Here is a 17,810-nt window from a genome sequence, read left to right on the forward strand (position 1 = left end):
TACTCGTGTTTTCAACATCGAACAACGCACAAGTGCGTGTAGAACTGACAATCCCGTTGCGTTGGTGTGCGTAGACAAGGTCGTCAATCCGCACTTGGGCAACTCCAACAAGTGTTGCTGTTATGTCCCCAGTCTCGATGGTGAGTGGTTCGCCCGTAAGCACCTGAATCCGATCAGCCACAGAACTGCTTTGTGTAGCAGTTTCGGTGGCTCTATCCGTATCTACGGAGATATCTCGCCACTCAACCGATTCGGACGTCCCTGTTTCAACTGTCGGTTCAGCAGTCTGTTTCCTGTCCACAGTATCTAATCGGTTGATTTCACGAGACATATATAATGGTCAATATACAATATAATAAATATTAGGATCAAGTGGAACCGCGCTGTTTAATTCAGAAAATGTGAGAAACATGCACATTATAAGTACTTTTGAACAGACTACATACAGGATTCTCAGATGATACTAAACATTTGTTATCGAAGAAACTAGTTTTCCAAACAGCCACTTAGCTACTGATGTAGTCTTTTAGTTTTAGCAGAATTCAGTCGACGTGATATAGTCTAATTTGAAGCCATGGAGTCGGCACTACCGAGATGTTCGAGCACGTGTGCAAACGCAACTGTCTCTCGCACCGTTTCGATTTTAATCCGAACCCGCTGTCCTTTCTTGGTCTCAGGAACGATTACGACGAAACCACGCTCTACGCGGGCAAGACCATCTCCTTGATCTCCTAACTCCGAGATCTCGACAACCCGATTTTCGCCTTTGCTTACGGGTGGCTGATCAGTCTCCGGTTGCTGATCGTGGGTATCGCTTGATTGTGAAGGAGCCGACTGTGAGGGGTTCTCAGCGGTCCCGACAAGTGCAATTTGGTAATCTTCAGCAGGGTCGACGTAGCCGACATCAACTTCCTGTTTAGGTACTTCAAGAACGTACGATTGGTCGTGTTCTTCGACTTCAGCAGTAAACAGACAGGTGAGTTCTTCGGAGATATCCATTGAGAGTTCGTAATAAGCACTGCGATAACAAGGAACTTGAGGCTGTCGAGAGAATCGATCCCTAACTCACAACATATTCAGCTACTGACTGCTGTTCACACACTGGACAGACTGTCGTTCCCGACTCCACCGTCGACCCACATCTCCGACACTCAGAGTAGGTCTGATCTCGTCGACCACCAAACAAAGTGCTGAGCTGTGGTACCCTCATATCACACTGTGAGACAGCAACACAACATAAAGATACATGACTGTTCACGCTACTGTCATCCGCCACGTCGTCCAAGCACTGAGAGAACCACACAAAATACACCACAAAATCCGTGAGACCTACACAATGACGGAGTGTAGGTCACGGCTTGATCGTTAGGTGGGTCCCCGCTGACGCTCTGGCCCTCCAAGACAGAGCGCAACTTGGAATATTCACTCCAGAAACAATAATGTTTGGCAACATTACACAAGAATACAACAGGATACAGTCGACACTAGCATTTTGTCTCCCGAAGCTAACGTATTCATATGCCATTCTCCGTCACCTGGCACACGATTCTCGACGAACTAGACGAGGTGCCACCCGATACATCCTTCCATACCCCACTGTCTGAAAAGCCATTCCGCCTCGAAGACGTCCAAGAACACCGACTCCTCATCTCCTACCGTGAGCAAGACACTACTATTCCACTCAAACGGGACCAATTCGAGACTCTCTATGAACGTATTTCTGAGTCCCCACAGGCCTTCGATCTTGATCGTCTCCCAGCTGACGCCGAACCCTACGCTACCATCCTCTCTGTACATCCACGCTTCGAGATTGACCAACGCGAGGGCGTGCTGAAAAACACCGATACTCCGACTCCCTCCTCGCTTGTCGACGCTCCACTCACTGTCGAAAGCCAAGATCATGAACCCGCCCGTAAGGAACCCGACCTCCCACTCTACTCGGATTCGTTGCTCTTGACTCGGATTCGTTGCTCTTGATCGATGCCCTCGAACGCTATGCTCCGACCGACCTCGAAACGATGGAAACCTCTGAGCTGGTCAATCTCTATACGCTCTGCTCGGATGTTCAGCGCAATGCCGATGATCTCCGCCAGAACGTTCGCTCGCTTCTCCTCGACCGCCTCCACCATGATCAACCTGTCTATGGTCAGTATGGCTCTGTTCAGCGCACCAGTCGACGCAATCGAACCCTCAAAGACGACCAAACTGTCCTCGAACTTCTCGAAGACCAAGGTATCGACCGCGAACGTGTCACCAGCGTCGACACCTCCAAAGTCGACGAGGCACTCGAAGTCACCGACCTCTCGGAGTCGGACCTCTACAAGATCGACGAAAGCCAGTACGTCCGCAAGGCCGATGTCGATCAAGAGCGTTAAGAATCCCGCCTCCAGGGCCTCAAAGATCAACTGGCTGCTGCTGAGAGCCCGGAGACCGACGAACTCCAACGAGAAATCGAAGATCTCGAAGCTCGTATCGACGAACTCACCAGTTTTAGCTCTGCCAGCGAAGTCGACTGAAAACCCTCTCAGCAAGGAGTGGTGAACATGAGAAAGCAGACCACAAGCCGGTGATGGGAACGGCTTGGGTCCAGCAGGGCCGAGCCTAAGCCGGGTACAAGGGTAAGGCGTGATGAGAATTTGCACTACCCTATGTAACTACTGCGATGGGGCGACAATGGCTCTTTGGAGCCAGCGTCGACCCTCACTATAGCCGTAATTCAGACCGACATCCCCTTGACACTAATTACCATATCTACGAGAGTACTGCCATATAAATCTTGCATAGAATCTCACAAAGACAGAGACTATACACAAATAAGAGATTGAATACCAATTTATTTAGTGAAAAGCAGTACTCTCAAGAGAAAAATAGCACAAGTAGCAAAAACAAGTTGTTAAATCGAGGTGCAGATACGGGTGAAATCTCTACGGAGTCGAAAAGCCCGGAAGCGGTGAAAGGGTGGTGGGACGGCGGGATACCCCAGAGGCGGTCGATCCATCAGCGCTAGAGGATCAACCACAAAAACCATAGATTGGAGGCAATTACAACAAAATAGACGTATGAGGGCTGGTACTCGCGATTTTTATTCGGCGCTCTCAGCCTCTTTTGTGTCTGATTCTCGAATGTAGAGTGTACCAATGATTGTCGCCACGCTAACAAGGATTAAGAGTTTGTTTCGTCCCATACTCTAATGTTCGTCTGGATCCACTAATTTCTATTGTTGAATCAACACAGATCCCAGTCATCGAAACTCTGTTAGGAGTCCTCAAGCGTCCCGATAACCGGTGGTGTTGATTCAATTTTGACATAGCTCTCACAGCTCGGACGATTATCTGGAAGGACACACCCACCACTGTTTCAGCAATTTAACAACGGCGTCGACGGGGAAGATCTCGGACAGAAACACAAGACACCCACCACTGTTTCAGCAATTTATTTGCCTAGAAAGACAATAACATCCAAAAATTAAAGAAAGTATGAAAATCATTTAAAATAAGATAACTGATCAATACTCGTTTTGGGAGCAGATCATAGTTCCTTCGGAAGATCAATTACACCTGTCTAGAGTCAAGTGACGAGGACTCAACCGGTTCTCTCTGTGAATGGCCTCGGGGTCAAGCCGCGAAACTTTCCATAATTTAGTCGGACACTCCCACACTTAGCTTGGTAGTCTCGAACGATCGAATGAGTGACGACCGAAGCGTCTACAGCTCCTGATACTTACTGTCGTACATTTATCTGTTCGCGCTTTCGTGACAAGAAGTTCGAGACCCCCACCACCGTTTCAGCAATTCACCTAGATTAGAGGGAAGGTTAGAAAGTAGGTTAAATTCTAGAGGTTATGCTGAAAGTAGTTTAGCTTATAAACGGATCAAAATATGATAACTAGTTTAGTGTAAAATCACATTAGAAGGCTTCTACTATTACACTTACTACTACTAGACGAAAACGTTATATTATAATAATAGTAGCTGTTGTTACTCTAGCCAAAACGGGTTTTATACAACCTAAACTACGTGTATTCATTCTGTATAGTGTACCTAACCCATATCTACCTTCTTCCTCTTTTTCACACGAGAATTGCTGAAACAGTGGTGTGGGTGTGGTCAGTCTATTTCCCATCGAACTACCTATTAAAGACATTTAGGACATTCCTGCAACGGGGGTTTTATTATGTCTTGCTTAGAGGTTCTGTGTATGACCGAGTTCTCGGATATGTCACCTATCTTTCAACAGGAAGAAGTTCTTCGTGAAGAATATCGCCCTAACGATCTCCCAGAACGAACCGACGAAATGGAGGATCTCCATATGTCGTTGGCTCCTGCCGCCCGAGGAGTCGGTGCTAATAACGTGTTTCTCCACGGGAAAGCTGGCCAAGGGAAAACTGCTGCTGCGAAAGCAAAGCTCTCTGAACTTCAGGCACACGCTGAGGAGGAATCTGACCACTTAGATCTTACGACAGCATATGTCTCCTGTGAATCTCACGACCTCTCGACATCATATAAAACCGCTTCGCGCATCTACCAAGAACTCACCGGCAACAGTCGTCCAACAGGCTACGCGACAGATGTAGTGATGGACATGATGTTCGAGGCAATGAACGATATTGGTGGCACGATTATCATCGTCCTCGACGAAATCGATACCCTCGGTGATGACGACAGGATTCTCTATAGTCTTCCCCGAGCCCGAGCCCAGGACTACGTTGAAGATCACGTCTACCCCAGTATCATCGGTATCAGTAATGACCTCCAGTGGCGAGATAATCTCAGTCCGAAAGTGAAGAGTTCACTGTACGATGATTCTGTGCTTTTTTCACCATATGATGCGACACAACTCCAACAGATTCTCCGCCGGCGCGCAGCGAAGGCGTTTCGCGATACCGAACTTATCCCACTCAACGAACCCGACACCGATGGAGATTTGAATGGAACTGTCGTCAAAATTGATCAATCCGAACGAGAGTATTTGTTCCGAAGTAGTGTGTTAACCGACGACGTAATTCCTCTCATCGCTGCGCTCTCGGCACAGGATACTGGAGATGCTCGACAGGCCATCAAATACCTTCGTAAGGCTGGTGAATTGGCAGATAAACACGGTGATGATCGAGTTAGTGCGGATCACGCTCGCGAAGCTCAAGCACTTGTAGAACGGGAAGCCGTCGTCGAGGCAATGCGAGAAATGACGACACAAGCCCATCTCGCCCTTGCCGCCCTCACTGCTTTAGAACTCTCTGGGGATGCTCCTGTCCGAGCAAAACCGATCTACGGTGTGTACAAGAGTGTTGCCTCACGAATTGATGCTGACAAACTCGGTCAGCGCCGATTTAAAGACCATCTCCGTGAACTCGATATGCAGGGAATCGCCGATGGAGAAAAGGTGACGGCAGGTTCGATCGGTGGGCCAGCATGGGAGTACCAGCTGCAAGTTGATACCGAGATCGCAGTCGAAGTTATCAAGGATACGACTCGATTCGCAGATATCGATTTTGAGCGCATCAGTGCTGATCGACCGAACGCCTAGTCTTGTTGGTGAGCGGGTCTCGAACCAATATTAGGCTCCTCAACACCCCCCACCATTTCAGCAATTTCAAGTGAACTACCCCTGCCTACTTCGCTCACCTAACGGTTCGCTTCGTTGAGGCAGGGGCTTCCAAGTCGGCTCGCAAGCATACCGTGGCAGAGGCTTGGTCAGCACCGCTCGGTCCGAGCACAGGTTCACAGACTGCGCCGAGACTGGATAGTGGGCACGCGATGTCCTTACCCAATCCTTTCTTTGCGATGTTCGTCGCACCGTTCTTGTCCGCGTTGTCGTCCAACCCGCACTCATGGCACAGGTGTTGGCCCTGTCCCTTGCGGGTCGTCGCTTCCTGCTCGCCACACCGCCAACACGTCTGACTCGTCATATACTCGTTCACGGACTTCACTGCGATACCCGCGAACATCGCCTTATACTCGATGTAGGTCTTGAGCGTATGATGTGGCATCGAGTGGAGCCGACGATTCATCTCCGCGCCGAGGTCTTGATTCTGGATACCTTCGAGATCCCCGACCACGATAAGCGCGTCACACTCTTTTGCTTCCTCCACGATGGCGCGTGAAATCTTGTGGAGGCGGTCGTTCACCTGACGGTACTCCTTCACCTTGACCGACTGGAGCGTGCCGTAGGCTCCTTTCTCTTGCAGGCGAGTGCGAAGGTCATGATGATGACGGCGGATGCGGCGAATTTCTCTGCCGTAGAACTCGGTGTTGCGGGATGGCAACGCCACCGACGTTGCTACCCACCGAACACCGAAATCCACGCCGATAACACCGCCGTACTCCTCGCTGACTTCCACCTCTTGCTGAACCGTCAGGTGGGCGTAGTAGTCCCCATTTACCCGAACAATTTTTGAGTCCTTCACGTCGGCTTCGTCTGGAATCTCGTCGTGCGGTTGAATCGGGACGTTCACGCCACCCCAGACCTGCGATACGGGGAGTTTCAGCCACCAGTCCGTCAGGTCGGTATCGTGCTGTTCCACGTCAACACCAACGTCGAACACGTCGTTACGGATGAACCACGGGTAGTCGTGGTCGTCGCGCAGGTTGTCGGTGTCCACGTAGGCATCGGCGCATTGTTTCGTGGCCGAGTAGAGATCTGCTTCCTCGTCACCACGAATGTATCGCTGGAACGCCTCATACTCGTGGTTGATGGCGTCAAGTTTCGACTGCGTTAGGTCGTTGGTGAAGATTTTTGCCACGACCGTTTTCTCGGCAGTCTGTTTCATTCGTCGTCACGCTCCCGCTGGTTCTCGACGTATTCTTTCAGCATGTCCAGCGATACCTGTCCCGTCGAGATGAGACAGTACGAATCTGCCCAGAACGAGTCACCCCACAGTTTGTCCCCGATTTGCTCGCCGTACTCATTGCGGATGCGACGAGCCGATGCGCCTTTGAGGACGTTGATGAATTTGGTGAGGTCGGTTGTGGGCGTGGCTTTGAACAGGAGGTGAACGTGGTCTCGGTCGGCTTCGAGGTTTTTGATTTCGACGCCGTAGTTGTCAGCGAACCCGCTCACGACCTCGCGGAAGAACCCTTGAAGTTCTTCGGTGAACATGAAGTTCTTCGGTGAACACCTCGCGTCGATATTTCACGACGAGGACGAGGTGGTAGTGCAGGGAGTACGTTGAGTGCGCTCCCGTATCGAGGTCGTATTCCATTGTGGGTTCACTTCCACTATCGGGTGACAATCATGTAATTCTTTGGTTAGGGTGTGCGATTTCGTGGGGTGCCTAATTTCGTGTCGGCTGTATCCCCGCCCTACTGCGCTACTCGGTCGCTACGCTCCCTGCGTTGCTCCTTGAGGACGGGGACTTAGCCTTGCAAGAGTTAAATCGGAGGGCCACACCACCGTTTCATAAATTTTTTTCTGACAATCAGTGCTAGCGTCACTTGGTACCTGTATGGGACGTCGAATGTTGGCCGGCTGGTGATCTCTTGAGGGTATCGAACCACTTTTTGAACATTTCCACGTCTACAGATAAGCAAGGCGAGTGCCTCGGGGCTTGACCGCGAGGTGGTTCACATAAGAGCGCCTTGTGTTAACCAACAAAACGAGTATAAGATAGATTTGTTGGTTAACCTGTTGCGCTCTTATGTAGAAACGTGGAAAGTCCATATAGCTACGGTCTACGGTGTCAAATGAGGGAGTATGTCCTCCTCAGATCCAGCCTTCGGCCGGATGCTTCGCCAGCTTGTCGATCTGGGCGTGATCACAATCAACACGGAGCCGCTCGATGCGGCCATCGAGCGGCGACTCAAGCAGTTCTGGGAGAGTACAACCTGCCCTCGGTGCGGCAACCCAAGCCTCTACACTTGGGAATCATCTGACCGAGTCTGCTGTCGCAATTGTCCGTTTAAGCCCGTCTATACCTACGGTACACCGTTTCACGAGAAACACCTCTCCTGCGGAGAGGTGCTTCTCGCGTTCATGCTCTATGCGGATACCTTGCTGAATATCTCGGATATCGAGGTCATACTAGATCGTGCGTACAAGACGGTCTTCTATGCGATTCGAGAGGTTGAAGCCGCGGTTCACCGGGGCTTCCCCCTCGTCTGGAGTCAGTTCCAGCACGCGATCTCTGGACCAACGCAGATCGACGAGTCTGGAAAGGTCTGTTCCGGATTCAAAGGCCAAGACCCGCCGCGAGACAGCCGTCATCGCGGCGGGTCGTCCCGGACTGGACGATCACGCTGGAAAGGTCGTCACGGCGATCAACTGACGCTCGTCGCGGCCTGCCGCGACGCGCTCCGAGTGATTCAGGGGAAACTTGGTATCGACTATGACACCGATTTAGAGCCTGTAATAGAGGAAACTGCCGACCTCTCCCAGCCGCTGGGAGAGGTCTGGACAGACGGTCTCCAAGCATATCGTCGGATGGAACACGACCACAAGATCGTGATTCACGACGAGACGTACGTCTCGTCAGAAGGAATCCACATCAACCAAGTGGAGTGCTTATTTTCGCTTGTCAAGCCGTGGCTCCGGAAGTTTCGCGGCCTCTCCAAGCACGGCTTGGAGCAGGCCGCTCACACCTTCGGCATCGTCCGCTCAGTGAATCTCGTCGGCGCATCGTTCGAATTCCTCGTCGACTGCCTTGCTATTGGGGGATTCCACAGCTCTACATAAGAGCGACCTGTTGCGCTCTAATTGAGCCAACAATTTCTACCACTCCTGGTAGACGGCCACTGCCTGCCGGCGGCCACTGCCTGCCGGACTAGTGCCTCGTGGGGATCACACGCCTTGCGATGGTCTGCGGCCTGTTCGAATACTTGCTCAATACTGGTGTCTTGTACGATTACGAGAGCAGTGGCCGCAACCGAGGGGCTCCGGGAGGCACCACGAGAACAATGGACTAGCACTGTCTCGCCGGATTCAAGCGCCGAGACCAGTGTGTCGACGGCCGTCTCAAACTGTGATCGATCGTTTTGTGGACCGTCGGTAAGCGGGACCTGCCTCACTGACACTGTCTCTGGAAACCCGGTGTCAGGAGGGCTGTGGGTCAGGGAAACGACGGTCTCGATGCCGTGATTCTCTAGGAATGCCCCTCTATCAGCGTCTTCGATGGTGCCGACAAACACGACTCAGCAACCCGGTCCATGTATCACATCCTCCGTAGCAGTGTCAATCGGCACTTGGATGGGTCGTCGAATGTCGTCTGGCCGGTGACGATTTCCGGAGTCTCGAACTGGGCTTCGAGCGTTTCTGCGTCCGCTAGCGTGAATTCGGAGCCAGCCTCGACATACCCCAGTACCACCTCTTCGGGACCACCACAGTCGTCGACGAGTGCAGCAAGTTCTTCACGAGTGCGGACTGCCCGGGACAACGTTATGACGCCGGCTTCTCGCAGGTTCGAGTTGATATGAGCGTAGTCTGCGTGTAGCATCATCGGCTGGGAAAACAGTGTGAATACGTCCGTTGCGTGTTCTCTAATCTTCCCCTCTTGTTCGAGTGGAACAACGGTCCCGAAGGCACCTTCGAGACGGGCCAGATCGGTCGCCGTTGGGTCACCGTTGACGACGGCTATCGTGACGGCATCGCTAGCACACGCATCACCAACACGAACTACAGTGTCGACGGCATCGTCTACCGCCGCGCTCCCCGTTGTGACGACGACGTCGAACTCCGAAAACTGGTCGTCGGTGACCGACCCCGTGCAGTCGACGACGGCGTCGGCTGGGTCCGGAACTTCGTCCGGAACCATCGTGGCACTTGCGTCACGACGTTCGATGCCGTCACCGATGCGCTCGGCACCGGTGGCGCCGATTCCGACGAAACACGAGCGTGTTCGGAACTGGTCGTCCATCTGTTTGGAGGTGCGAGGTGCTCTATCTTAGTTCTCAATCTCACTCTTCTGCTGTCTTGCTGTTCCTCTCACCACTGATCGCCGCGTCGGGCGGTCGACTGAGGAACTCACCAGATGAGTCGATAGCCAATTTATACTCTATGATAGCACCGAAAACAGCCTACGAGAGCGAGCGGAGATGCGTGAATAACAACTAGTACTAGTTATACAACACCCGTAACCATATATTTTTGTTGGTAATGGCTTGGTGTGTTTATATTGGTTGTATCTTTGACTCCTAGCTTACTGTGTCGACCTTGGTGTACAGTTGTGCTGGGCGATCCGTTCGGGAAGTCCAGTCCGACCACACACAGGACACTCAACGAGTGGGGTTGGTGTGCAATCACTACGCGAGTTGGAGATGTCGATCTCGATCTCGTCGAGTGGGTCGCGGCTTACGATCTGCCACGAACCGTCTACCCACTCATAGATGAGGTGCCAGTATCCTGATCCGTCGGATCGAGAGCAATACTGGTGCTTCCGTGTTGGTTGGTTTCGACGCGTCGTAATTATCTCTAGTATCGTATTCTTCATGGTCTTATTTATATTACAACTGCAATATTAACAAATAAAAATAATATACTCAGGCGTTCGAAGCCATACAAAGTCGCAACCACCATACATGAGATAATCTTATTCAGCAGACCCGAAGCCACTCGGCAAAGCCGAAGAGATACTCCAGGATGCAGTCTCACGAGGCGAGATCTACTCTCCGGCGTTTGAGTCAGACGGCCAGTATGTGATCAACGACCCCGCCACAGACGAGGGCCCAGAGATCACCCGGAAACTCGGCGGTGAAACCACCGACGACAACGACGATGACGATGATGGAGGCGACAACGGAGACGGTGAGCAATCAATCGACACCGAGACTGCAGACGACAGCCCAGCAACCACGGGTGAGGAAGGTGGGGAAAGTGCTGAGAGTGAAAATGGAAGTGATGGGGCCGACACCTCGAACACGTCAGACGAAGCCCCCGCACAGACTGCCGCTGACACAGACGCCGCAGAATCGGCTGGTGAGCAATCGGACGCCGAAGCCGATACATCCTACCACCGACACAGACGAACCGCAGACAGCGGCCAACACAGACGGGACTGCCGAGACCACAGCAACTAGCGACGATCAAGACGCCGACGCCGACGAAGACGACACCGCAACACCCACCGACGAGTCGACGGAGACTGAATCAGAGACGGGGGAAGAGACCGAGACAGACACGACTCCCACCAAGACCAAACAGGACTATCTTGATGAAGACTACTCGGAACTCGAAGCCGAACTCGCCGTCGACCCACCCGAAGAACACCGGATCAAGGCGGCAATGGCAGCGGCTATCGAATTCTTCCACCAACAGCTTGACGCCGAGATCCCTGAAAACAGAGAGTGGAACCGCGACAACCCCAACGCCGCCTACCGCAAACCCGAAACGCCACGGGAATACTTCCGCGATCCGGAATACGACGCCGACACCAGCACCGCCGTCGAGTTCAACGAGCGGGCTGACCTAATCAAACAGAACCTCACTGCCGAGGATGGACGGGCCGAATACGAAATCTCGCCAGCTGCGAGTCGGGAGATCGATGCAACGACTGCGAGTAATGACTCAGTAATTACTTCTGACGAAGACGGCGACCAGAGTAATGACTCAGTAATTACTCCCGACGAAGACGGCGACCAGAGTAATGACTCAGTAATTACTCCCGACGAAGACGCTACCGACGCCGACGACAGCGAATCCATGGTCCTGTACAACTACCAGACACGGGACAACCGTGGGTGGAGTCCCGAGACAATCGAATCGAAGAAACTCGGCTGGGCCCCACGCGATACCGACTCGCTGCGCGAACACCTCCTGGATGAAGGCTTCTCGATCAAGGAGTTGTTTGCGACCGGCCTGTTCAACGATATTGGCGACGGTGGGCTGTTGCCGTTCATGCAGGCCCGTTACATCATCCCGTATTTCGACGCCGATGGTGAGCCCGTGTTCCTGATCAGTCGGTCGATAGACACCGACATGGAACAGGACAAACAATCGGACTTCCACCGCCCGACAAAATACCTCAAGCCCAAAGAGGCCCACATCGAAGAGCCGATCTACGGCACCGAGACCATCGAGGAAGGCAAACCACTGGTCATTACCGAGGGGATTGCCGATGCAATCACCGCCCACGAACACGACATCCCGTGTATCTCGCCGGTGACTGTCCAATTCAAAGACGAACACTACCCCATCCTGCGTGATCTAATCGTCTCGAATGACGTGCCACAGGTCTTCATCATTCAGGATGCCGACCCACCGACTACCTCAGTCCCAGAGCGGTTCACCCCGGAGTACGCCGCTAACTACGACCCCGAGGAAGACGCAGACAAACGGGAACCAGTTGAGATTGACTCCCTGGAAGACGACAACGCCGACCGAGCGATTACGGTCAACCAGAAAGGCCCCGGATTCAACGGCGCACTGAAAACCGCCCTCGAACTTGACGAGGAAGCGCGCAGACGCGGCGCTGAGCGAAGTCAGTCCCAAGACGGTACAGACACCGACCAGTCGGAGGAAACGGAGACAGCGGATCAAATTCACACCGTCGAAGGCGAAGCTACACCAAGCGCCGTAGCCGACCGCGAGAGCCACCGGGTCCACCCCGAAGCCTGTGGGTATGCAACTCCCGACCGCGCCTTCGAGACCTACCTCATTGAGTTGCCACGGTTTGGCGAGATCAAATACGATCTCGATGATTACCTCTCGGATGGGCTAGCGACGGTCGCCCCACCAGCGATGTGGGCCAGCGACCACGTCGACAGACTCACCCCGACGACCGACTGGGTGACCAACCTTGCCTTGGATGGGGACCTTGCATACGCAGATCCCCAACGGTATGTCGACACACCAGCAGTCGGTGGGCTCACTGTCGACAGCGAGGCCGACGACACCACCACCTCACAGACGGTCCCACTCAGACAGACAGTGTTGAATTACCTCCCGACGATCACCCCCAACCACACCGCGTTGAGCGAGTCGGTCGAGGCTCCATATCTCGATACGACAGGCAGTGGATTCGACTCGGATCTCCCGAGCATGGAAGGCGGTTCATCTACGGATGCTGATATGTGGGACCTGACGTGGCGTGACGTGTTCGGCCTGGACGAAGGCTACCGAGGCGTCAGTCCGTTCGGACATATCGGAGAGTCGAGAGATTACTTCGTCGTGATCTCTCCCGAGAAGGCCTACTGCCACAAACGCAAGGTGACCTACACACCCAGTACGGGGGTGCTTGTTCGGGAGGGTGAACGCTTCCCAGAAGACCCTGAAGGACAGCTCTCGGATTGGGAGCAGTTCGTCTATTGGGCCTCCCTCAGAGAACAAGGAATCGTCGATGATGCACCCCCGAACAAAGCCCTGCTTGCGTACGCTCGCAAACACGATCTGGCCACCGATGGTGATGGCATCGAAACCATCGACGGCGAGTACGGTGAGTTCGATGCGCTCACCAAAGAGCGACTGTATCAGGTTTGTGATCATATCGAGGCCGACTACGCTATCGATATCCAGTGGGACCCCTACGGTGACAGGCATACGGAATCTGATACAACAGACACGTCAGCAGATAACGATGGATCGACTAAGCAATCCAATGATAGCCCACAAGACAGTCAGGCTGCGTCGACTTCCGATACTGATTCGACGTCGACTGACAGTGGGGCTACGACCGGTGAGGGTGAGACCGATCCCGCAGTCGAACAGTACCTCGCTGATGACGACGACAACACCTCGGCCAGCGACCAGCCGGGCGGGGACGACTCGGCGGATGAGAGTCCGGCGACCTCTCAGAAAACGGAGACAACGCAGGGCGACACAACAGCGACCGACGAGCCAGCTGGAACCGACAGTGACGGAACCGAGATCCCAGTCGAAGACGACTCCGACGAGGATGTCGACGAGCTCAAAGAGCGCCGCAATGCCAACCGTGATATTCCCGACGAGCGTGAGGATTCCGTCGAGGTCGAAGGGGGTACGAACTTCCATGAAGTCATGGATCAGATGGGGACAGACGACCCACATGAAAAGTTCCGGACATACAATGGTCCCACCGAGCCCGACGACGACAACGACGATGTCGACGTAGATCGGGAGGCAGTGCTGCAGTTCGTCGAGGAGTTCACGAACACAGATGGTAGTGGGTCAAAAGAGCTGAAAGAGCACAAAAGAACTCTATACGATGCATTCAACACATGGGCTAAAATAAACGATATCGAGCTCAATGAAGTAAGCGAAGATGTGTGGGAAAATCATCGGATAGGGAACTTCAAAGATATCCTCGAAAATGAATTTGAACTAACGCATAGCAGATACACTGTGCGCGGTGAGCGGAAGAAAGGGTTTGCTGGAATTAGACTATCAGATGAGGGATATGACTTGGTTGATATGGAAATAGAATAGCTAAACAATTTGGTCGTGTCGCAAAGTCCTCTAGAGTTCAGTAGTAACTGACTCCCGTGAAGGCGGGGTTGCCTCTGGTGTCCAAACCGAGGTACCCCATGCACGCCACAATCGACGTGCGGTTCGAACTGAGTATCGACGACGACAAAACGCTACCGCTCGCCACGCTTGCCGAGGCCGTCACTGACCAGAACCTCGAAGCAGTCCTTCTCGAATCGCTGGTCGAGAGCCTCGACGCCGCCAGCGTCGAGGCGCTCTGTGGTGAGAAACACGCACATGGCAACGGTGACCAGCGCTTCCAACGCGCCGGCACCGACACCCGCACAGCTGTCACAACTGCCGGAGAACACGAGTTCTCTCTCCACTACGTCGAAGATACAGCCGCTTCCCCAGACGAATCCAGCTACTTCCGGCCCGTCGAAGACTTTCTCGACTTCGACGGGCAGAACCGCTATCAGCAGGACATCGCCGCCAAAAGCGTCGATCTCGCTACCTCGCTCAGCTATCGAGACGCTGCCAATCACGGCGACAGCTTCGTCTCGATGCCGTCGCCGACCACCATCAACCGCCGTGCCAAGAAATACGGCCACAAGCTCAAACAGTTCCTTCCAGACTGTGTCGCTGGCACAGACGCTGACGCCGTCATTCCTGACGGGACAAAGTGCCACAGCCAAGACGACGACCGCTCGTCCCACTCCGTCCAAGCAACGCTCGGCGAAGACACCGCCGAAGAGTCACGCTCCCTGCTGGATCTGTCGGTCAACGCTGACTGGGACGAAACTGCCGCCGAACTCGATGATATCGGCGCAGTCACTGACGACGCGACGGTCGTCAGTGACGCTGATAGCGGCATCGTCACAGCCTTTACCGACGAAAACCGTGACCACCAGCTCGATCTCGTCCACGTCGGCCGAACGCTGGGTAACACCCTCTGGGACGATGGCGTCTTCTCCTTGGACCGTCGGAAGGAGATCGTTTCGGAGGTGATCGACGAGGTGTTCCATCTGAAGAACTCTGTGGCGAAGCATCGTCCAGCGGAGGAGTTCGCGGCGATCCGCTCGCGGATCGCGCGAACGAGAGAGCGATTAGAGAAGACAGCGTGGCAACTGGAGCAGTTCGGGTCAGCAAAGGCTGCAGGGTATCTTCGGCGGTGGCTGCCGTCGATTGTGACGTTCGCCGAGCACGCTGTCGAGGGGTTCGAGGTTCCGTGGACCTCGAACCCCGTCGAACGACTGATGGGCGAGGTCAGCAAGCGGTGCAAGAACCAGTGGATGCGCTGGACAGCAGAGGGATTGGAAGCGATACTCCAACTTCGGTTGGTGAAGTACGCCGACCCCGAGTACTACCAAGCGTTCCTCGACGAACTGCTCCAACGTTCGACCAAAACAGCAATCAACTGTGACCTCTCAATTGAGAGTACCAGCGGCAAAGTCTAGACCGCTTTGCAACACGACCAACAATTTAATCAACTCGTTGGACATCATATTCTAATCTCCCATCTACAATTCTTTCTCTCGGTGTCTTAATCCCCATTCTTCTAAGCTAAATTCTACCATCAACTTCTGTATTCACTCCTGAATCATATCGGTATTTCGTCCCGCTACTGATTTTAATGAGATTTAATTTTATATAATAAACGCAGTACGGCGTGAAGGTGTCACCATCTTTAGGGGGATGGTGACACCAAGAAGATAAAATAACACCCCTATCTACCTAAAACCGCAGTACAACGTAGGGGTGTCACCATCTTTAGGGGGATGGTGACACCTTATCTTTACAGCAAAGCACCATATCTGTCCAAAATCGCAGTACTGCGTGGGGGTGTCACCATCCCTGCCCAGAATCGTCTTTTCTATAAAAATTCTTATGCTTGTGGAAAACTGTGAAACTGGCATACGGCGTCGGGGTGTCATCATGTAAGGGGATGGTGACACCCTTGCTGTATGCCGATTTCATCGATTTTGAAGAGGGTGTCACCATCCCCCTCAAAATCCGGCTAACGTCTAGAGTAAAGGGGGGTCAAGCCTGACGGAGAGTTCTAGAGGGCCACATCGGCCTAACTACAATTTGTTTGGATTGTGATACAGAGGCACCTGCCCAGATGGAGGTTGGCCACCGACCCTGAGTGGGTGGCGGTTGGACCCCCAACTACCCACCTGAGAATAGGGGTAGTTGGCCCCCCTCAGTGTGAATGGATTGCAAGGCAACTGCACCGGAACCGAGGTGTCTGTCACAGCGGCACCGAGGGGTGGTGTCGAACCGATGGGGCCCGACACAGATGGCCGTCGATGACAGCGACGGCTACATACGTATCCTGATAGGACTGGTGTCCCGACGACTAGAACGCCGCCGAGTTTGGGAACTGGTCAGCAGACGGATCGACCGGAATGTGGTGGCAACTGGGCCCACCGACAGGACCACTCACCAGCGGTGGTGAGGCCACCAACCGACCACTCGAATGAGTGGCTGACCACCGGCTCACTGACGACTGCAATGACCCCTGCAGTTGGGTGTGGTTCGAGGCCCAAGTGGCGACTCGAATGGACGCCGATTGTGGGTGTCCAGCAGTGGGCCGACAACACGGATCGGCTCCGGCGGCTGGTTGCTTAGCTTGGTGGGTCGGACCACCGAACTGTCTCGACCTATCAGGATTTCGAGACAGGGTGTTCGCAGTGGTTCGGGTGTTGGCTCAGTGGGGAGGCAACCTAGTTGTGGCCCGTTGGGACAACAGGTGATTCGGTGGCTGTTGTATCGCACCTGCAGTCTCGTCTCGATGGCCGACCACTCAATGCTGGGCGTTAGTGTGGGGAGGTCGCCGTGGTTCGAGCCATAGTTGGTGGTAGTGTGTGACTGCGCTGTGGGGCCACCTTCTCGGCTATTTTTCTCAGGATTGTGATACAGCCATTTGGGGCGTGATCGTGTGGGTGGCACAGTGGGGTTCGTGGCTCCTACGATGGGGCTGTTCCCAGTGGTGCCATAGGGACAATCAGTATGGCGAGACACACCCTTCGATTCATGAATCCTCATTACTCTCAGGTGTGGCTTGTTGGGTGTGGGGGTTGGACTGTGGGGGCTACTGTTCTCAGTCGGGTTGGTGGAACTACCGACGACAACAGTGGTGGAACTAGTCGTAGTGGTGTTTACGCTACCTGATAGGTTTTGGCTGCTCTCAGCTGGGCCAGCAGTGTCAGTGGGGCGGTTGTGTTTGTCTCTAATTTGTGATACAAGGGCGGTGGGGTAGCGGGGTTCTAAGGACCGCAGAAGACCTAAGATTGGGACCCCCTCAGTGTCCATCGAACGCGTGGATTCAGCCTGCCCGACCGGGTGGGATTCGGCGCTGTTTCGACTCCCGACTGACCGCCGAAATGACTCGGTGGATCACCGCCAACCTCACTTTGATTCAGGGGTGGTTGTGCCCGGCGAGACGCCCCGACCGACGACGCTGTTTCGGCGGCCACCTACTCTACTCGGAGACCCCGTGTGCG

10 protein-coding genes and 2 pseudogenes are annotated in these 17,810 nt (G+C 53.7%); 7 read left to right on the forward strand and 5 right to left on the reverse strand.

The annotated features are described in order from the left end of the window. Positions 1 to 561: 561 nt before the first annotated feature. Positions 562 to 999 (reverse strand): TRAM domain-containing protein, encoded by a 438-nt coding sequence (locus HALTADL_RS07705; protein WP_089673632.1) that lies wholly within the window; start codon positions 997 to 999, stop codon positions 562 to 564. Positions 1,000 to 1,518: 519 nt separating this feature from the next. Here HALTADL_RS07705 and HALTADL_RS07710 point away from each other — a divergent pair. Together HALTADL_RS07710 and HALTADL_RS07715 are read left to right on the forward strand one after the other, a co-directional pair. Then, positions 1,519 to 2,516 (forward strand): annotated as a pseudogene (locus tag HALTADL_RS07710) (hypothetical protein). 1,681 nt (positions 2,517 to 4,197) lie between these two features. Next, the gene (locus HALTADL_RS07715; RefSeq protein ID WP_177171959.1) at positions 4,198 to 5,523 is read left to right on the forward strand and encodes a Cdc6/Cdc18 family protein; all 1,326 of its coding nucleotides are present in this window, start codon (positions 4,198 to 4,200) and stop codon (positions 5,521 to 5,523) included. 94 nt (positions 5,524 to 5,617) lie between these two features. Here HALTADL_RS07715 and HALTADL_RS07720 read toward each other — a convergent pair whose 3' ends face one another. Together HALTADL_RS07720 and tnpA are read right to left on the reverse strand one after the other, a co-directional pair. Then, positions 5,618 to 6,766 (reverse strand): RNA-guided endonuclease InsQ/TnpB family protein, encoded by a 1,149-nt coding sequence (locus tag HALTADL_RS07720; RefSeq protein ID WP_218143709.1) that lies wholly within the window; start codon positions 6,764 to 6,766, stop codon positions 5,618 to 5,620. After that, a pseudogene (gene tnpA, locus HALTADL_RS07725) lies at positions 6,763 to 7,198 on the reverse strand (IS200/IS605 family transposase). Before tnpA ends, HALTADL_RS07720 begins: the two are co-directional and overlap by 4 nt. A gap of 491 nt (positions 7,199 to 7,689) precedes the next feature. Here tnpA and HALTADL_RS07730 point away from each other — a divergent pair. After that, a complete protein-coding gene (locus HALTADL_RS07730; protein WP_076612019.1) occupies positions 7,690 to 8,667 on the forward strand; it encodes an IS1595-like element ISHli6 family transposase in 978 nt (325 codons plus the stop codon). A gap of 17 nt (positions 8,668 to 8,684) precedes the next feature. Here HALTADL_RS07730 and HALTADL_RS07735 read toward each other — a convergent pair whose 3' ends face one another. Beyond that, on the reverse strand, positions 8,685 to 9,119 hold the full coding sequence (locus tag HALTADL_RS07735; RefSeq protein ID WP_089673631.1) for a dual specificity protein phosphatase family protein: 435 nt from the start codon (positions 9,117 to 9,119) through the stop codon (positions 8,685 to 8,687). A gap of 23 nt (positions 9,120 to 9,142) precedes the next feature. Further along, positions 9,143 to 9,844 (reverse strand): hypothetical protein, encoded by a 702-nt coding sequence (locus HALTADL_RS07740; protein WP_089673630.1) that lies wholly within the window; start codon positions 9,842 to 9,844, stop codon positions 9,143 to 9,145. Between the two features lie 778 nt (positions 9,845 to 10,622). On the opposite strand from HALTADL_RS07740, the gene HALTADL_RS17310 reads away from it, so the two are divergent. The 4 genes from HALTADL_RS17310 to HALTADL_RS17315 all read left to right on the forward strand — a co-directional run bounded on the left by HALTADL_RS17310 (position 10,623) and on the right by HALTADL_RS17315 (position 16,935). Further along, positions 10,623 to 11,003, forward strand: coding sequence for a hypothetical protein (locus tag HALTADL_RS17310; RefSeq protein WP_162551696.1), 381 nt, complete (start codon positions 10,623 to 10,625; stop codon positions 11,001 to 11,003). Beyond that, positions 10,903 to 14,325, forward strand: coding sequence for a hypothetical protein (locus tag HALTADL_RS07750; RefSeq protein WP_162551697.1), 3,423 nt, complete (start codon positions 10,903 to 10,905; stop codon positions 14,323 to 14,325). The genes HALTADL_RS17310 and HALTADL_RS07750 overlap by 101 nt, the downstream gene beginning before the upstream one ends. A 98-nt stretch (positions 14,326 to 14,423) precedes the next feature. Beyond that, positions 14,424 to 15,761 (forward strand): ISH6-like element ISHla10 family transposase, encoded by a 1,338-nt coding sequence (locus HALTADL_RS07755; protein ID WP_100190881.1) that lies wholly within the window; start codon positions 14,424 to 14,426, stop codon positions 15,759 to 15,761. Between the two features lie 919 nt (positions 15,762 to 16,680). Continuing rightward, positions 16,681 to 16,935, forward strand: coding sequence for a hypothetical protein (locus HALTADL_RS17315; RefSeq protein ID WP_143054197.1), 255 nt, complete (start codon positions 16,681 to 16,683; stop codon positions 16,933 to 16,935). Positions 16,936 to 17,810: the final 875 nt, after the last annotated feature.

The organism is Halohasta litchfieldiae (assembly GCF_002788215.1).
GTDB classification, from domain to species: Archaea; Halobacteriota; Halobacteria; order Halobacteriales; family Haloferacaceae; genus Halohasta; species Halohasta litchfieldiae.

What these genes read in the sequence shown, in the direction of transcription:
- HALTADL_RS07705 (WP_089673632.1), bottom strand. Translation starts at nt 999, where the DNA reads ATGGATATCTCCGAAGAACTCACCTGTCTGTTTACTGCTGAAGTCGAA.
- HALTADL_RS07715 (WP_177171959.1), top strand. Translation starts at nt 4,198, where the DNA reads ATGACCGAGTTCTCGGATATGTCACCTATCTTTCAACAGGAAGAAGTT.
- HALTADL_RS07720 (WP_218143709.1), bottom strand. Translation starts at nt 6,766, where the DNA reads ATGAAACAGACTGCCGAGAAAACGGTCGTGGCAAAAATCTTCACCAAC.
- HALTADL_RS07730 (WP_076612019.1), top strand. Translation starts at nt 7,690, where the DNA reads ATGTCCTCCTCAGATCCAGCCTTCGGCCGGATGCTTCGCCAGCTTGTC.
- HALTADL_RS07740 (WP_089673630.1), bottom strand. Translation starts at nt 9,844, where the DNA reads ATGGACGACCAGTTCCGAACACGCTCGTGTTTCGTCGGAATCGGCGCC.
- HALTADL_RS07755 (WP_100190881.1), top strand. Translation starts at nt 14,424, where the DNA reads ATGCACGCCACAATCGACGTGCGGTTCGAACTGAGTATCGACGACGAC.